The organism is Acinetobacter sp. C15 (assembly GCF_013420645.1).
Taxonomy (GTDB): Bacteria; Pseudomonadota; Gammaproteobacteria; order Pseudomonadales; family Moraxellaceae; genus Acinetobacter; species Acinetobacter indicus.
Genome location: NZ_VOXR01000006.1, coordinates 101,187 through 116,789 on the forward strand (window position 1 = coordinate 101,187; position 15,603 = coordinate 116,789).

At 44.9% G+C, this 15,603-nt stretch carries 15 protein-coding genes; 8 read left to right on the plus strand and 7 right to left on the minus strand.

Going from position 1 to position 15,603, the window contains the following annotated elements:
• Positions 1-3 precede the first annotated feature (3 nt).
• From FTT63_RS04225 to FTT63_RS04235, 3 genes are all read left to right on the plus strand, one after another.
• The gene (locus tag FTT63_RS04225) at positions 4-651 is read left to right on the plus strand and encodes a 3-oxoacid CoA-transferase subunit B (RefSeq protein ID WP_180192014.1); all 648 of its coding nucleotides are present in this window, start codon (positions 4-6) and stop codon (positions 649-651) included.
• Between the two features lie 454 nt (positions 652-1,105).
• Complete coding sequence (locus tag FTT63_RS04230; protein WP_127798660.1) at positions 1,106-2,437, plus strand: OmpP1/FadL family transporter; 1,332 nt, start codon at positions 1,106-1,108, stop codon at positions 2,435-2,437.
• A 310-nt stretch (positions 2,438-2,747) separates the two neighbouring features.
• Positions 2,748-3,872: an OmpP1/FadL family transporter gene (locus FTT63_RS04235; RefSeq protein WP_180192015.1), complete on the plus strand. Its 1,125-nt coding sequence runs from the start codon at positions 2,748-2,750 to the stop codon at positions 3,870-3,872.
• A gap of 127 nt (positions 3,873-3,999) precedes the next feature.
• On the opposite strand, the gene thrH is transcribed toward FTT63_RS04235, so the two are convergent.
• The gene (gene thrH / locus FTT63_RS04240) at positions 4,000-4,617 is read right to left on the minus strand and encodes a bifunctional phosphoserine phosphatase/homoserine phosphotransferase ThrH (protein WP_075168141.1); all 618 of its coding nucleotides are present in this window, start codon (positions 4,615-4,617) and stop codon (positions 4,000-4,002) included.
• Positions 4,618-4,819: 202 nt separating this feature from the next.
• Between thrH and FTT63_RS04245 the strand changes: the two genes are divergently transcribed.
• Both FTT63_RS04245 and FTT63_RS04250 read left to right on the plus strand, forming a co-directional pair.
• A complete protein-coding gene (locus tag FTT63_RS04245) occupies positions 4,820-5,554 on the plus strand; it encodes a phosphoadenylyl-sulfate reductase (RefSeq protein ID WP_180192016.1) in 735 nt (244 codons plus the stop codon).
• Between the two features lie 163 nt (positions 5,555-5,717).
• Positions 5,718-7,109, plus strand: coding sequence for a wax ester/triacylglycerol synthase family O-acyltransferase (locus tag FTT63_RS04250; RefSeq protein WP_005179696.1), 1,392 nt, complete (start codon positions 5,718-5,720; stop codon positions 7,107-7,109).
• A gap of 109 nt (positions 7,110-7,218) precedes the next feature.
• Here FTT63_RS04250 and FTT63_RS04255 read toward each other — a convergent pair whose 3' ends face one another.
• The 6 genes from FTT63_RS04255 to FTT63_RS04280 all read right to left on the minus strand — a co-directional run bounded on the left by FTT63_RS04255 (position 7,219) and on the right by FTT63_RS04280 (position 11,975).
• Complete coding sequence (locus FTT63_RS04255) at positions 7,219-7,392, minus strand: PA1571 family protein (protein ID WP_005179698.1); 174 nt, start codon at positions 7,390-7,392, stop codon at positions 7,219-7,221.
• A gap of 132 nt (positions 7,393-7,524) precedes the next feature.
• The gene (gene rng / locus FTT63_RS04260; RefSeq protein WP_075168139.1) at positions 7,525-8,979 is read right to left on the minus strand and encodes a ribonuclease G; all 1,455 of its coding nucleotides are present in this window, start codon (positions 8,977-8,979) and stop codon (positions 7,525-7,527) included.
• A 40-nt stretch (positions 8,980-9,019) separates the two neighbouring features.
• Complete coding sequence (locus FTT63_RS04265) at positions 9,020-9,589, minus strand: Maf family nucleotide pyrophosphatase (RefSeq protein ID WP_163170334.1); 570 nt, start codon at positions 9,587-9,589, stop codon at positions 9,020-9,022.
• Complete coding sequence (gene mreD / locus FTT63_RS04270) at positions 9,574-10,068, minus strand: rod shape-determining protein MreD (RefSeq protein ID WP_016659382.1); 495 nt, start codon at positions 10,066-10,068, stop codon at positions 9,574-9,576. The genes FTT63_RS04265 and mreD overlap by 16 nt, the downstream gene beginning before the upstream one ends.
• Entirely contained in the window at positions 10,055-10,912 is an 858-nt protein-coding gene (gene mreC, locus FTT63_RS04275) for a rod shape-determining protein MreC (RefSeq protein ID WP_005179707.1), read from the minus strand. Before mreC ends, mreD begins: the two co-directional genes overlap by 14 nt.
• Before the next feature lie 16 nt (positions 10,913-10,928).
• Complete coding sequence (locus tag FTT63_RS04280) at positions 10,929-11,975, minus strand: rod shape-determining protein (RefSeq protein ID WP_005179708.1); 1,047 nt, start codon at positions 11,973-11,975, stop codon at positions 10,929-10,931.
• A 132-nt stretch (positions 11,976-12,107) separates the two neighbouring features.
• Between FTT63_RS04280 and gatC the strand changes: the two genes are divergently transcribed.
• Genes gatC through gatB form a run of 3 tightly spaced genes read left to right on the plus strand, consistent with a single transcriptional unit; the run spans position 12,108 to position 15,425 of the window.
• Positions 12,108-12,422, plus strand: coding sequence for an Asp-tRNA(Asn)/Glu-tRNA(Gln) amidotransferase subunit GatC (gene gatC / locus FTT63_RS04285; RefSeq protein WP_045796270.1), 315 nt, complete (start codon positions 12,108-12,110; stop codon positions 12,420-12,422).
• 49 nt (positions 12,423-12,471) lie between these two features.
• Positions 12,472-13,950, plus strand: a complete 1,479-nt coding sequence (gene gatA / locus FTT63_RS04290) for an Asp-tRNA(Asn)/Glu-tRNA(Gln) amidotransferase subunit GatA (RefSeq protein WP_163170335.1) — start codon at positions 12,472-12,474, stop codon at positions 13,948-13,950.
• Entirely contained in the window at positions 13,950-15,425 is a 1,476-nt protein-coding gene (gene gatB, locus FTT63_RS04295) for an Asp-tRNA(Asn)/Glu-tRNA(Gln) amidotransferase subunit GatB (protein ID WP_180192017.1), read from the plus strand. The genes gatA and gatB overlap by 1 nt, the downstream gene beginning before the upstream one ends.
• The last annotated feature ends 178 nt before the right edge of the window (positions 15,426-15,603 follow it).

Below are 15,603 nucleotides of genomic sequence, written 5' to 3' on the forward strand. Positions count from 1 at the left end.
ACCATGGCATGGACGCGAAATGAAATGGCCCAGCGTGCTGCGCTTGAGCTGCAAGATGGCTTTTATGTCAATTTAGGGATTGGTCTGCCCACCCTGGTTGCTAACTATATTCCAGAACATATCAACGTCTGGCTACAGTCTGAAAACGGCCTGCTGGGCATTGGTGAGTTTCCAACTCAGGACACGGTTGATCCCGATCTAATTAATGCCGGGAAACAGACTGTAACCGCACAAGCGGGTGCATCATTTTTCTCGAGCGCAGAGTCCTTCGCTATGATTCGTGGGGGGCATGTCAATATTGCCATTTTAGGTGCCATGGAGGTGTCGGAACGTGGCGATCTGGCTAACTGGATGATTCCAGGTAAAAAAGTCAAAGGCATGGGCGGCGCCATGGATCTGGTGGTTGGGGTACAGAAAGTCGTGGTGCTCATGGAACACTGTGCCAAAGATGGCAGTTCAAAACTGCTTTCCGAATGTAGCCTGCCTCTGACCGGTCAAGGTATCGTCAACAGAATTATTAGTGATCTCGGCGTGATTGATGTGACTGAACAGGGCTTAAAGCTCGTAGAGCTGGCTAAAGATGTGACTGTTGCACAGATTCAGGCCGCTACAGGTGCCAAGCTGATCACAACGGGGCTAGATGCAGCTTAAATCACACAGATCAGGAGCAGCCAAATAGCTGCTTCTGTTTTTAACCCACTAATCACCTGATTTTTTAAGAGCACGCGAGTCTCTAAAATTTTGAATTTAATCTCAAAAATTATAGTTTCACATAAATAAGCCTCAAATTTTTAACTACCAAAATCGATCAAATTTCAATCAATTAAAACATTCAAACAAGAGATTGATTTTAAATTTTATTCTTTAATTTTCAATCACTAACAAGCAAAAAAACCACACCAATTAGAACAAATACTCTATTCAGCGTGTTTTTTATACTGATTAGTTTTTTCTAGAGCATTTACTCTTATTTTAATTGTGATATTTTTGTCACATGGAGTAACAAATGGTCTCGGTTTGCACAAATCGAAATCATCCTAAATGAAAGCTTAAAGCATCAACAAAAACTGTCATAAAAGACTTTATAGCCCAAGGGAAATGTATAATGAAATTAAAAGCACTTAGCACAGCAATGATTTTAGCAACTGTACCAATGACGGGTGCTTTTGCTGCAGCTCTAGATCGTTCTGGTCAATCTATTGCTGCGTTCTTACAACCGGGTAACTACTTTGAAGCAGGTATTTCTGTATTAGACCCAGATGTCTCTGGACAGGAAGCTGGCACAAGCACAACAAATCGTCAAATTGGTGATATGGCGGGCGATTACTATTTCCCTAGTGCCGCACTAAAATTCCAACTTACTGATAAATTCTCTTTTGGTCTGCTTTACGACCAACCTTTTGGTGCAGATGCTGAATATACTGGCACTAATAATTTTGTTGCAGCACCAACAGATCGAGTACTAAGCTCACTACCTGTTACAACATCAATGATTGGTGGTACCACTACAGGTAGTACTTCAGTTGAAGTGGACACACAAAACATTTCTATGATTTTTGGTTTCCAGCCTACTGAAAACTTTAATATTTATGGTGGTGGTGTATATCAAACCATTAAAGGTAATGTAAAACTACGCGGCTCAGCTTACAGCGTTTTTAATGGATACGATGCAAACATTAAAGAAGACTCTGCTGTAGGTTGGTTAGCTGGTGCAGCATTTCAAATTCCTGAAATTGCATTAAAAGCTTCAGTAACCTACCGCTCTGAAATTGATCATGAATTTGTTGCGAATGAAAATCTGAGTTTAGCAACGCCATTAGCAAATGCAGCACCAATGTTGGGTGGTATTGTACCGCCTGCATTATTACCTGCTATTTCACAAGCAATTGGTGGTTTTGCAGCAGCTAATTCAGCTGATGGCAAAACTAAAATTACAACACCTCAATCGGTGAATCTAGACTTCCAAACAGGCATCATGGCGAATACTGTAGCATTTGCAAACTTACGCTGGGTAAATTGGAAAGACTTCTCCATCACACCGTATAAATTTGGGAAAGCTGCTGAAGCTGTTGGACCTTTGGTCAATCGTCCAAATGGTTTTTCTCTAGTAGAATATGAAGATGACCAAATTTCTGCAACTGTAGGTGTTGGTCGCAAATTAAATGACCAATGGGCAGGTAACGTATCTGTAGGATGGGATTCTGGCGCAGGTAACCCTGTATCAACTCTTGGTCCTACTGAAGGTTATTGGAACGTGGGTCTAGGGGTTCAATACTCACCTGCACCAAACTACTTTATTGCAGGTGGTGTAAAATACTTCATGTTGGGTGATGCTAAAGCCCAAACAGGTGCTCAAGCAGGCAGTTCTGATTATGTTGCAGAGTTTGAAGACAACGATGCATGGGCATACGGCTTAAAAATTGGTTACCGATTCTAATCTCTTAGTTTTCAAAGGAGCCACCCTTCGGGGGGGCTTTTTTGCACTTAAAACCCACTCGTTTTTAAACAAGTGTTAATTAAATGTTTAAATTAAAAGCAATTAAACTCGTATTTACCCAAACATTATCCTAAAAAAATTATTTAATAAAATTCAATTACTTAAGATCTAAAAATAGTACTTTTACTCTAATCAACTGCTATTTATAACTTATTCAGTTCATTTATTCTGCGAAGTTGAGCATTTACTCTTTTTTTATATGTGTTACTTTTCCTGCACTTTTTGTTACATAAAGCATCAGGGAACGACCATGAAGCTCAATAAAATCTATTCAAGTATTTTACTTAGCACTCTCCCACTTACACCTGCGCTTGCTGCTGGTTTAGACCGTTCTGGTCAATCTATTGCTGCATTTTTACAACCGGGTAATTATGCAGAAGCAGGTATTTCAGTTTTAGATCCCAAAGTTCAATCTAATCAATTGAAAGTTAACGATATGGCAGAAGATTATTATTTCCCTTCTGCTGCGATTAAAGTACAAGCAACTGAACACATTTCTATAGGTCTTTTATATGACCAACCATTTGGCGCCGAATCTCTCTACCCTTCAAATAATCTAGTTTTTGGCGCGAATGGTGAAGCAACCCAAGTAGAAGTAGAAACACACAATCTTTCAGCTTTAATTGGTTACCAACCTACAGAAAACTGGAATTTCTACGCAGGTCCTGTTTATCAAACCGTACAAGGTACAGTATCTTTACGTGGACTTGCGTACGGGGGTGCTTCTAAACTTGGCAGCTACGACATTAATTTAAAAGAAGATGAAGCATACGGTTGGCTTGCTGGTTTTGCTTATCAAATTCCAGAAATCGCGTTAAAAACTGCAGTTACCTATCGTTCAGAAATCAAACATGAACTTGATACTACAGAAACTTTTGGGTTTGGTGCAATTCAACGACCAAATGCACTCACTGAAGTTGTAACTCCGCAATCAGTAAACATTGATTTTCAAACAGGTGTTGCAGCCAACACTTTAGCTTTTGCCAATATCCGTTGGGCACATTGGGATCAATTTGCGGTCACACCAAAGTTTTTAAATGCAGCTTCTGGCAATAACCTTATTGACTATTCAGATGATCAAATTTCTGCAACCGTTGGTGTAGGTCATAAATTTACTAGCAAATGGTCTGGTTCTGCATCTGTAGGTTGGGATTCTGGTGCAGGTAACCCTGTAACTACTTTAGGCCCTGTTGAAGGCTTCTGGAGCGTAGGTTTAGGTGGTCAATATAGCCCTGCGGAAAATTATTTTATTCAAGCTGGCGTAAAATACTTCTGGTTGGGTGATGCCACTGCACGTACGGGTACAACAGACGTTGGTGAATTTGAAGACAACTATGCTTTGGGTTATGGTCTAAAAATCGGCTACCGCTTCTAAAACACTCTCTTGATGCAAAGCTTGTTTGGGGGCGCCTTCGGGCGCCCTTTTTTATTGTTTTAATGAATGAAAATCTCAATAAAAAAGCCGCATAATTTGCGGCTTTCCTTAGTTCAGCGGGTATCCATTAAGCTGGAATATCACGCACAGAAGCTTTACGGATCGCTTCTTTTAGCGCTTCATAGCCATGAATGGCCGGGAACTGTGGAAATTCTGCAATCACATTTTCAGGTGCATCAAACAGGAAACCGGCATCGGCTTCGCCAAGCATGGTAGTGTCATTATAAGAATCGCCTGCGGCAATCACACGGAAATTCAAACCATGTAATGCTTTTACCGCCTGACGTTTCTGGTCAGGTTGACGCAGCTTATACGCGGTGATCATACCATTTTCATCAGTTTCCAGTTTATGGCAGAAAATAGTTGGCCAGCCCAGTTGCTTCATTAACGGATGAGCAAATTCATAGAATGTATCAGATAGAATAATTAGCTGGAAATGGGTACGTAGCCATTCCACAAATTCTTTGGCACCCGGAAATGGGCCCATATCGGCAATCACTTCCTGAATATCATTTAAACCCAAACCATGCTGTTTTAAGATATTCAAACGCTGTGTCATTAATACATCATAGTCAGGAATATCACGGGTTGTCGCTTCTAGCTCTTTAATCCCAGTTTTTTTTGCAAAGTTAATCCAAATTTCTGGAACCAACACACCTTCAAGATCAAGACATACAACTTCCATGAATGCTCCCCATATCTGTCATTGAAAAAAATTTGCTCTATCATAGACCAAGATCGCGCTTTTGACTTGTTCTTTTTTAAATCTATTTTTTTCATAAGCATTGATTTTTTAGTGATAAGTCGGTTTTGGCATTTCTATTAAAATACAGCCGAAATAAATTAATATAGGTTTTGTCATCTCCAAACCTATAGCCAGGAATATTATGACTACCATTCCCACTATTGATCTCGTTGACGCGCTTGCCGCCGAATATGCAGATAAATCTCCAAGTGAAATTCTAAAACTGGCACTCAGCCAGCCAGGTGAAATTGCGATTTCCTTTTCAGGCGCTGAAGATGTGGTGCTGATTGATATGGCGGCCAATCTGGGTCTGCCTTTTCGTGTCTTTAGCCTGGATACCGGCCGTTTGCATGGCGAAACCTATCAATTTATTGAAACCGTTCGCAAGCACTATAATATTCCAATTGAAATCTGTTTCCCCGAAACTGAAGCGATTCAGCAACTGGTCAATGAAAAAGGCCTGTTCAGTTTCTACGCCAATGGTCATCAGGAATGCTGCAGCATCCGTAAAGTTCAGCCGCTGCGTAAAAAGCTGGCCACGCTAGATGGCTGGATTACCGGTCAGCGTAAAGACCAGAGTCCAGGCACCCGTAATGAAATTCCGGTGGTTCAGGCTGACCCAGGTTTTTCTGGTCCTGGCAAACAGCTCATCAAGTATAATCCTTTGGCCAACTGGTCCAGTAGCGATGTCTGGAATTACATCCGTTTAATGGAAATTCCATATAATCCATTACATGAAAAAGGTTTTATTTCGATTGGCTGCGAACCATGTACCCGTGCAGTGTTACCAAACCAGCATGAACGCGAAGGCCGCTGGTGGTGGGAAGATGCAACCCATAAAGAATGTGGACTTCACGCCGGAAATCTGAAAAAATAAATGCGCTAGACCACTGCCCAGCAGTGGTTTATTTTTTTACGCAACAGAATAAACAAAGTTCCGCGTTTATATGATAAACACTATATACTAAGTCAGTTCACCTATAATTCTAAAAAGCCGTTCCAATGAGGGTCGGTCATATTGCAGTGAGGCAATTAACGCTATGCGTCCATTACATCCGATTGATTTTATCTTTCTGTCTTTAGAAAAACGCCAGCAACCAATGCATGTTGGGGGGTTATTCCTATTTCAGATTCCAGAGAACGCACCTGAAACCTTTATTCAAGATCTGGTCGAAGACATCCGTAATTCTCAATCGATGCCGATTCCACCATTTAACAATAAATTAAATGGACTATTCTGGGATGAAGATCCTGAATTTGATCTGGACCATCATTTCCGTCATATCGCCCTGCCTCATCCGGGACGAATCCGTGAATTACTGACCTATATTTCTCAAGAACACAGCGCACTGATTGACCGCGCCAAACCGCTGTGGACCTGTCATATTATTGAAGGCATTGAAGGCAACCGCTTTGCCATGTACTTCAAAATCCATCATGCCATGGTTGATGGCATTGCCGGCATGCGTTTACTGGAAAAATCGCTCTCACACGATCCGGATGCCAAAAGTATTGTACCGCCTTGGTGTGTAGAAGGCCGCCGCGCCAAACGCCTGAAAGAGCCAAAAGCCAGCCGCTTTAAAAATATTGCAGCAGGCCTGAAAAGCCAGCTGGAAGCCACACCGCGAGTCATGTACGAGTTATCACAAACCGTAATGAAAGATATGGGCCGTAATCCGGATTATGTATCCAGCTTCCAGGCGCCAAGTTCAATTCTGAATCAGCGCGTCAGTTCTTCACGCCGCTTTGCTGCACAGTCCTATGAGTTTGCCCGTCTGCATAAAATTGCCAAGGCCCTAGGCGTGACGATTAATGACATTGTGCTAGCCATCTGTTCAGGTGCCTTACGTGAATATTTACTCAGCCAGAATGCCCTGCCAAGAAAACCACTAATTGCCATGGTGCCCGCCTCAGTCCGTAGCGATGATTCCGATGTATCCAACCGGATTACCATGATTCTGGCCAATCTGGCGACGCATAAGGACAATCCGCTGGAACGTCTCAGCATTATTCGCCGCAGCGTACTAAATGCCAAAGAACGCTTTAAACGCATGAATGCCAACCAGATTCTCAACTATAGCGCCTTTGTTTATAGCGCCGCCGGCCTAAACATTGTGTCTGGTTTAATGCCAAAACGTCAGGCCTTTAACCTGGTCATTTCCAATGTACCGGGACCGCGTGAAGCGCTGTACTGGAATGGTGCCAAACTCGAAGCACTGTATCCGGCTTCAATTGTGCTGGATGGTCAAGCGCTGAATATCACCATGACCAGTTATCAGGACAAGCTGGAAGTCGGTTTAACGGCCTGTCGCAATGCCCTGCCAAAAATGCAGAACCTGTTACAGCATCTGGAAGATGAAATTCAGCGTTTTGAACGGATTATTGAAACGGTAGATGTGACCTTGGACGAGGTGGAACAAAAAGTCAGTTGAAAGACTCGGCCCAGGCCGGAAGAATATCGAGATTCAGACGAAAAGTATGAATCTCTTTTTTAAAATTGTAATGATAAGAGAAAAAATTAAGGGGCTTTCAAAAGGCCCCTTAACTTTTAATGGTTCGACATTGTTTTAATAATTGCTGACAGACGGTGCGAATCATGGCGGTAGTAATTTGTACTTCTTTACCTTGCTCATCTACGATATACGCCGCACTGTGTACAGTTTTTGGTTCTAAAACTTTAAGACTTTTATTAATCACGACTTCGCTCATACCCATGATAGACCTCATTTTGCTGAAACCGTAAGGGAGATTACGGCTTTGGCTCTGGTGTATGCTTAGTATTGTGAATCTACCTAAAAAAGTAAAATTTCAGATGTAACAACTGTTTAACGATATCCTGTTACAATTTCAGCTTAAAATGATATCGTATTGCTCTTGCGTGTATAAATTTTCCACCTGGAATTTTATGACACGATTCACGAAATGCTCCAGATCCGCGACGGCTGGTGCTTCTGCGGTTAACAGCCGGTCAATCACCGATGGATGGGCAACGACAGTAAAGCCACGCTGAGATTCAAAGGCACGTGCATAGCGCATAATTTCTCGAAAAATCTCGTAACACACTGACTCGGCTGTTTTCACATAACCGCGGCCCTGACAGGTTGGACAAGACTCACACAGCAAATGTTCCAGAGATTCACGGGTACGCTTACGGGTCATTTCCACCAGACCCAGTTCAGACACCTGGGTAATTTTGGTTTTAGCATGATCGCGTTCCAGCATTTTCTCGAACTGGCCCATCACTTCTTCACGATGCTGTGCTTCCTGCATGTCAATAAAATCAATGATGATAATCCCGCCCAGATTACGCAGTCGCAACTGACGTGCAATCACCTGTGTGGCTTCCATATTAGTTTTAAAGACCGTGTCTTCCAGACTACGCCCGCCGACATAAGAACCGGTATTGATATCAATGGTGGTCATGGCTTCGGTCTGATCAATCATCAGATAGCCACCCGATTTCAGCGCCACGCGGGTTTGAAGCGCCTTCTGGATATCTTCTTCGACATTGTATAAATCGAACAGCGGCCGTTCGCCCGGATAATGCAACAAGCGGTTTTGCATATTCGGCACAAACTCATCGACAAAGTCTTTCAGCTTGGCATAGATTTCACGTGAATCGACATAGATTTTGGCAGTTTCTTCATTGGCCAGATCACGAATCACGCGCTGCGGCAAAGGCAGCTCTTCAAAAATTAAAGACGGCACCGCAATAATTTTCTGTTTACGCTGAATATGCTCCCACAGCTTGGCCAAATAGGCCATATCCTGGGCAATGGCGGCTTCTTCCACCCCTTCTGCAGCGGTACGAACAATCACCGAGCCCGGCAGTTTATGCTGTTTCTGAATCCGTTCAATCATCGAACGTAAACGGTCACGCTCTTCATCCGACTCAATCCGCTGTGATACGCCAATATGACTGCCAAATGGCATCAATACCAGATAACGCGAAGGAATTGACAGATCGGTCGACAGGCGCGCACCTTTGGTGCCGAGCATGTCTTTCATGACCTGCACGGTAAGGATTTGCCCCGGCTGTAACAGCTCAAAGACATTTGGCGTTGGTTGGCTGCGTGGCCAGACCATGTCATTGATGTGTAAAAAAGCGGTACGTGACAACCCAATATCGACAAAGGCGGCCTGCATGCCTGGCAGCACCCGTACCACTTTGCCTTTATAAATATTTCCTACTAAACCACGTTTGGCGGTACGTTCAACAAATAATTCATTGACCGTGCCGTTTTGAATTAACGCGACACGACATTCCATAGGCGTGACGTTAATCAACAACTCGTCAGACATAATACAACTCAAAGCCTTATAAAAATTCTTGTAGCAGCAGTTAATTTAGTGCCTTAACTGTCTGTAATAACTGTACGGTTTCATGCAGCGGCAATCCCACCACGTTGCTATAACTACCTTCAATACGCGGGATATAACGTGCTGCAATGCCCTGTATGGCATAGGCTCCCGCCTTGCCCAGCGGCTCTCCACTGGCCCAATAACGCTCCATGTCACTCAGGCTCAGCGCTTGAAATTCAACCTGGGTACGTACCACTATACTGTATTTTTCTGCTTTTGTGCGTACGCAAACACCTGAAAATACATCATGTTTTCGACCAGAAATCTGCTGCCACATGGCAAAGGCATGCGCCTTAGATTCTGGTTTTCCTAAAATCTGCCCATCAACGCCCAAACTGGTATCAGCGGCAATCACAATCGCCTCTGGAAAACGTGCCAACACAGCATCAGCTTTGGCACAGGCCAGCCGCTCAACATACTGCTCAACTGGCTCATCTGGCAAGATAGACTCGTCGATGTCCGGGCTGTAGATCTCAAATTGCAGCCCCAACTGTGCAAGCAGCTCACGGCGTCGAGGTGAGCTGGAGGCCAGAATTATACGCTGCGCCATTTTCGTAGCAGATAATACAGCACCGGCCAGACCAGAATGCTGGACAGCACCGGTTGCCAGTGACGGGCAAATGGAAATTCAATACCGGCCATAACCTGTAACAGCCAGATCAGCGCCAGATGGACCACAATGGCAATACTGGCAATCACCCATAAATTGGCAAAAGTCATCACCCGCCGTTCACGGGTCAAGAATCGCGCCACAAAAGTAATTAATACAAAACTTAAGGCATTCATGCCCAGCGGTGCATCCAGCAACAAATCTGCAAACAGGCCGGTGCCAAAGGCAAACCAGACGCCGCACCAGGTCGGCTGGCTCATGACCCAGAACAGCATCACCATCATCATAAATACCGGACGCCAGCCCGATAAGCCATAAGACAAAGGATAAACCAGCAGCACCGAGGCAATAATGACCGAAAAAATAATCGGGAATAAAGGATCTTTGGGTTTGCGCTGGCCCATTTTAGCGATTGGCATGTGGCTGCTCCCGTGATAAGGATTCAGAGAATAACACCACCACATGATGTCCACCGGCCAGCTGTGCAGCAGGAATCACATCAATTTGCGCAAACTCGCCCGAGTTATGCCGGCTGACCTTGGAAATAGTTCCGACCAGATAACCTGCCGGGAAATGTTCACCGAGTCCGGAGCTATAGACTTTTTCACCGACTTTGATATTGGCGCTGGTCGGCACATATTCCATTTTTAAACGACCTAAGTCACCCGTACCCGAAACAATCGCGCGCATACCGGTATGTTCCAGACGTACCGACAGCGAATGTTCTTTATCAGACAGCAGCATCACCCGGCTACTGTGCGGATAGACATCAACAATCTGGCCCATAATACCACGATCATCCAGCACGGTTTGCCCGACTTTGAGCTGACGGTTGGCGCCGCGGTTAATCACAATAATATGTCGTAGCGGATCGGCATCGGTCCCAATCACTTCGGCAATTTCCATGCGTCCGTCAATGATCAGTGGCGTATCGAGCAGGCCACGTAAACGGGTATTTTCGGCAGACAGTTCGGAGAGTTTTTGCAGGCGTACCTGTGCCTGAAGCAGCTCAGCCTGCATCGCGGTATTTTCACGACGCAGCTGGGCTTCAGATTTACTTTGTTGACTTAGCCATTCTCGCGACAACACCGGATAACTTGCCAGCGCATAAATCGGATTATATGCCGCGTACAAGAGATCCCTTGCCGGTTGAATTACATGCGGCATGCGCCAGTTAAAAAACAGCACCACCAGGCATGTAATGACCGCAATAATAAAGGAGCGAAAAGATGGCGGTTGTCTGGAAAACAGATGTGATTGCACCGCCGGGTCCTTTTGATTAGCCTACAAATAACATGTCATGGTTTGGATTATCAAAGAATTCCAGTACCTTGCCACCACCACGGGTGACACAGGTTAAAGGTTCTTCAGCCACAACCACTGGCAAGCCGGTTTCTTTGGCCAGCAGCTTGTCCAGATTACGCAGCAAGGCACCACCGCCGGTCAGGACAATACCGCGCTCGGCGATATCTGAAGATAATTCTGGTGGTGTTTGTTCCAGCGCCGATTTTACTGCCGACACAATATTTTGTAGCGGATCAGAAATCGCCTGGGTAATTTCATCAGAAGTCACGGTAATGGCACGAGGCACACCTTCGGCCAGGTTACGGCCACGCACTTCAATTTCCAGTGGTTTCGCACCCTCTTCAGGAACTGCCATGCCCACTTCTTTCTTGATGGTTTCTGCTGTGGTTTCACCAATCACACAGCCATGCGCTTTACGGACATAGTTGATGATCTGCTCATCAAACACATCACCACCAATACGCAGTGAATCTGCATAGACACAACCTTGTAGCGAAATAATCGCAATTTCAGTTGTACCACCGCCCACATCGACCACCATCGAACCACACGCCTGCTCAACCGGCATACCGGCACCAATTGCTGCAGCCATCGGCTCTTCAATTAAACGGACATCACGCGCACCGGCATTAAACACTGCCTCACGAATGGCGCGACGTTCAACCAGCGTCGATTTGCATGGCACACAGACCACCACACGCGGTGCAGGCGGAAACAGGCGCTTTTCATGCACTTTACTGATGAACTGGTTCAGCATGGTTTCAGTCACTTCAAAGTCGGCAATGACGCCGTCTTTCATGGGACGAATGGCAGAAATATTGGCAGGTGTACGACCCAGCATCTGTTTAGCATCCAGACCGACTGCGGCAACGATTTTCTGTGAACCGCTGTGACGAATTGCCACAACCGTCGGTTCATTTAATATAATGCCTCGTCCTGGCGCATAAATAAGTGTATTTGCTGTACCTAAATCAATGGCTAGATCTGGTGAAAACAAGCCAATTAGTCGTTTTAGAATCACGGAGTCGTTCTCGATTAAACTTTATGTGGACGCAAGTTGGCAACTTTAACTAAATGTGATGCTTTGGACAAGTCAATCGCTTATTATAACGCACGATATTTTGAAAATTTTTAATACTGATTAGGTGATGTTATGTCTACATCGGATGCACAGCATTCTGCAGATTTAAATGCACAAACAGTTTCAGCAATCGCCAATCTTGCTCGGTTGTCGCTCAATGATACGCAATCTGCTGAATATGCTCAAAGTCTAAATAAAATTTTAGGCATGATGGAAACCTTAAAAGGCATCAATACCGATGGCGTTGAGCCACTCAAAAGCCCATTTGACCACCCTCAACCGCTACGTGAAGATGTGGTGTCTGAAGATAACCATCGTGAGGAATATCAGGCCGTTGCACCTGCCGTGCAGGACGGTTTGTATCTGGTACCACGCGTAATTGAATAATTTTTTCAGCGCTCATCTTTTTGTTGAATTCAGGTAAAGAATATTTCTCATGACAGATTTACATCGCTTATCCATTCGTGAACTGACTGAGGGTTTAGCCAATGCAAAATTCTCTGCTCGCGAATTGACCGAACATTATTTAAAACGCATCGAAAAAATTGATGCCCAGGTCAATGCCTATGTCACCGTAACTGCGGAACAGGCGCTGGCCCAAGCCGATGCTGCCGATGCGTTGCGTCAAGCTGGCGGCGCTGGTGTGCTGACCGGTGTGCCTATTGCGCATAAAGATATTTTCTGTACCCAAGGCATTAAAACCACCGCTGGTTCTAAAATGCTGGATAACTTTATCTCGCCTTACGATGCTACGGTGGTTGCCAAAGGTAAAACTGCTGGCTTAGTCACTTTAGGTAAAGTGAACATGGACGAATTCGCAATGGGTTCGACCTCGGAAAGCTCATACTTTGGCGCAACCAAAAACCCGTGGGCACTGGATCGTGTACCGGGTGGTTCTTCAGGTGGTTCGGCTGCGGTGGTCGCGGCTGATCTGGCGCCATTTGCAACCGGTACCGATACCGGTGGTTCGATTCGTCAGCCAGCTTCTTTCTGTGGCTTGACCGGTCTGAAACCAACCTATGGCCGTGTTTCACGTTTCGGTATGATCGCATACGCATCATCTTTAGACCAAGGCGGTCCTATGGCGCGTTCTGCGGAAGACTGTGCGTATCTGATGAACGTGATGGCGGGTCATGATGCCAAAGATTCAACGTCGGTCGAGAAAGATGTCGATGATTACGTGGCGAACCTGAATGGTACATCGTTAAAAGGTTTACGTATTGGTATTCCAAAACAGTACTTTAACGTTGCCGGTCTGGCCGCAGATGTAAAAGCACGCGTTGAAGAATCGCTGAAAAAATTAGCAGAGATGGGTGCCATTCTGGTTGAGGTTGATCTCAACATGACTGAAGCCTATGTACCAACCTATTACCTGATTGCACCAGCAGAAGCATCTTCAAACCTGTCACGTTATGATGGCGTACGTTATGGCTATCGCTGTGAAGATCCAAAAGATATTCTGGACCTGTACAAACGTTCTCGTTCAGAAGGTTTCGGTGCTGAAGTTCAGCGCCGTATCCTGATTGGTACCTATGCCCTGTCTGCCGGTTATTACGATGCCTACTATGTAAAAGCGCAGAAAGTCCGTCGTTTAATTCAGCAAGACTTCCTGAAAGCCTTTGAACAGGTGGATGTGATTGCTGCGCCATCTGCACCGACTACCGCCTATAAAGTGGGTGCTGACCTGACTCCGGTAGAAATGTATCTGGGTGATATTTACACCCTTGCGGTGAACCTGGCCGGTCTGCCTGCCATTAATGCCCCTGTTGGTTTTGACCAGAACAACCTGCCAGTTGGCTTACAGCTGATTGGTAACTACTGGTCAGAATCTCAATTGTTGTCTGTGGTACATCAGTATCAACAAGCAACCGATTGGCATACTAAACGCGCTGCAATTGCTGAGGAGAATGCATAATGGCTAAAAACGCTGCTAAACCAAAATCAAACCTGATTGATGGTTGGGAAGTCGTGATTGGTATTGAGATTCATACTCAGCTTGCGACTAAATCTAAAATCTTCTCTGGTTCTTCTACCGAGTTTGGTAATGATCCAAACACTCAGGCGAGCCTTGTAGATTTGGGCATGCCGGGCGTATTGCCAGTGCTGAACAAAGAAGTGGTTGATCTTGCGATTCGCTTTGGTCTGGGTATCGATGCTTACATCGACCAAGCCTCTGTATTTGCACGTAAAAACTATTTCTACCCTGACTCTCCAAAAGGCTACCAAATTAGCCAAATGGATAACCCGATTGTGGGCTTGGGTCATATCGACATCCAACTTGAAGATGGCACAGTGAAACGCATTGGCGTAACTCGTGCGCACCTTGAAGAAGATGCAGGTAAATCCATCCACGACCAGTTTGAAGGCATGTCAGGCATCGACTTGAACCGTGCCGGTACGCCGCTTCTAGAAATCGTATCTGAACCGGATATGCGTTCTGTTGAAGAAGCAGTTGCCTACATTAAAGCGATTCACACGCTGGTACGCTGGTTAGGCATTTCTGACGGCAACATGGCAGAAGGTTCATTCCGTGCCGACTGTAACGTGTCGCTACGTCGTCCGGGTCAACCATTCGGTACACGTTGTGAATTGAAAAACTTAAACTCATTCCGTTTCATTGAACAAGCGATCAATGTTGAAATTGAACGTCAAATGGAAATTCTGGAATGGGACGGCACCATCGACCAAGAAACACGTTTGTTCGACCCTGTGAAGATGGAAACACGTTCAATGCGTTCGAAAGAAGAAGCGAATGATTACCGCTACTTCCCTGATCCAGACTTGTTGCCTGTGGTGATTCCAGATGCGCAAATCGAAGCGATTAAAGCGCAAATGCCTGAGCTTCCTGCTGCTCGTCGTGCGCGTTTCGTGGCTGACTTCGGTGTGACTGAGTATGATGCTCACGTACTGACACTGACTCGTGAAATGTCAGAATTTTACGAAGAAGTGGTGAAAGCTGCTGGCGGTGCTGCACAAGGTAAGATTGCAGCAAACTGGGTGATGGGCGAATTCTCTGGTGCTTTAAACAAAGCTGGCCTAGACCTTGCCGACTCTCCTGTGTCGAGTGAGAAATTGGGCGGTATGATTGCACGTATTGTTGATAACACCATTAGCGGTAAGATTGCGAAACAAGTGTTCGGCTTTATGTGGGAAGAAGGCAAAACTGCGGACGAGATTATTGCTGAGAAAGGCTTGAAACAGGAAACTGATACAGGCGCGATTGAAGCAATCATTAAAGAAGTGCTTGCTGCTAACGAGAAGATGGTTGAAGAGTATAAATCTGGTAAAGAGAAAGCTTTCAACGGTCTAGTTGGTCAAGTGATGAAAGCATCACGTGGTAAGGCTAACCCTGCACAAGTCAATGAATTAATGAAGAAATTGATTGGTTGATCTGATCTTTCTTTAAAAGAAAACCCGCTTTAGTGATCTGCACCCCGAAATTTGGACACTCTTAGTCCAATTTGAAGGGTGCTTTTCTATGGCTAAATATTCTCAACAGTTTAAACTTGAAGTTGTTCAAAATTATTTATCAAATAAAAATGATGATGGGTTTAGAAAAACAGCTAAT

Excerpts from the sequence above, each read along its gene's own strand:
- FTT63_RS04230 (WP_127798660.1), top strand. The coding sequence starts at position 1,106 with ATGAAATTAAAAGCACTTAGCACAGCAATGATTTTAGCAACTGTACCA.
- FTT63_RS04265 (WP_163170334.1), bottom strand. The coding sequence starts at position 9,589 with ATGGCGCAGCGTATAATTCTGGCCTCCAGCTCACCTCGACGCCGTGAG.
- gatC (WP_045796270.1), top strand. The coding sequence starts at position 12,108 with ATGTCTACATCGGATGCACAGCATTCTGCAGATTTAAATGCACAAACA.
- FTT63_RS04245 (WP_180192016.1), top strand. The coding sequence starts at position 4,820 with ATGACTACCATTCCCACTATTGATCTCGTTGACGCGCTTGCCGCCGAA.
- mreD (WP_016659382.1), bottom strand. The coding sequence starts at position 10,068 with ATGCCAATCGCTAAAATGGGCCAGCGCAAACCCAAAGATCCTTTATTC.
- FTT63_RS04255 (WP_005179698.1), bottom strand. The coding sequence starts at position 7,392 with ATGGGTATGAGCGAAGTCGTGATTAATAAAAGTCTTAAAGTTTTAGAA.
- FTT63_RS04250 (WP_005179696.1), top strand. The coding sequence starts at position 5,718 with ATGCGTCCATTACATCCGATTGATTTTATCTTTCTGTCTTTAGAAAAA.
- rng (WP_075168139.1), bottom strand. The coding sequence starts at position 8,979 with ATGTCTGACGAGTTGTTGATTAACGTCACGCCTATGGAATGTCGTGTC.
- FTT63_RS04235 (WP_180192015.1), top strand. The coding sequence starts at position 2,748 with ATGAAGCTCAATAAAATCTATTCAAGTATTTTACTTAGCACTCTCCCA.
- gatB (WP_180192017.1), top strand. The coding sequence starts at position 13,950 with ATGGCTAAAAACGCTGCTAAACCAAAATCAAACCTGATTGATGGTTGG.
- FTT63_RS04225 (WP_180192014.1), top strand. The coding sequence starts at position 4 with ATGGCATGGACGCGAAATGAAATGGCCCAGCGTGCTGCGCTTGAGCTG.
- thrH (WP_075168141.1), bottom strand. The coding sequence starts at position 4,617 with ATGGAAGTTGTATGTCTTGATCTTGAAGGTGTGTTGGTTCCAGAAATT.
- gatA (WP_163170335.1), top strand. The coding sequence starts at position 12,472 with ATGACAGATTTACATCGCTTATCCATTCGTGAACTGACTGAGGGTTTA.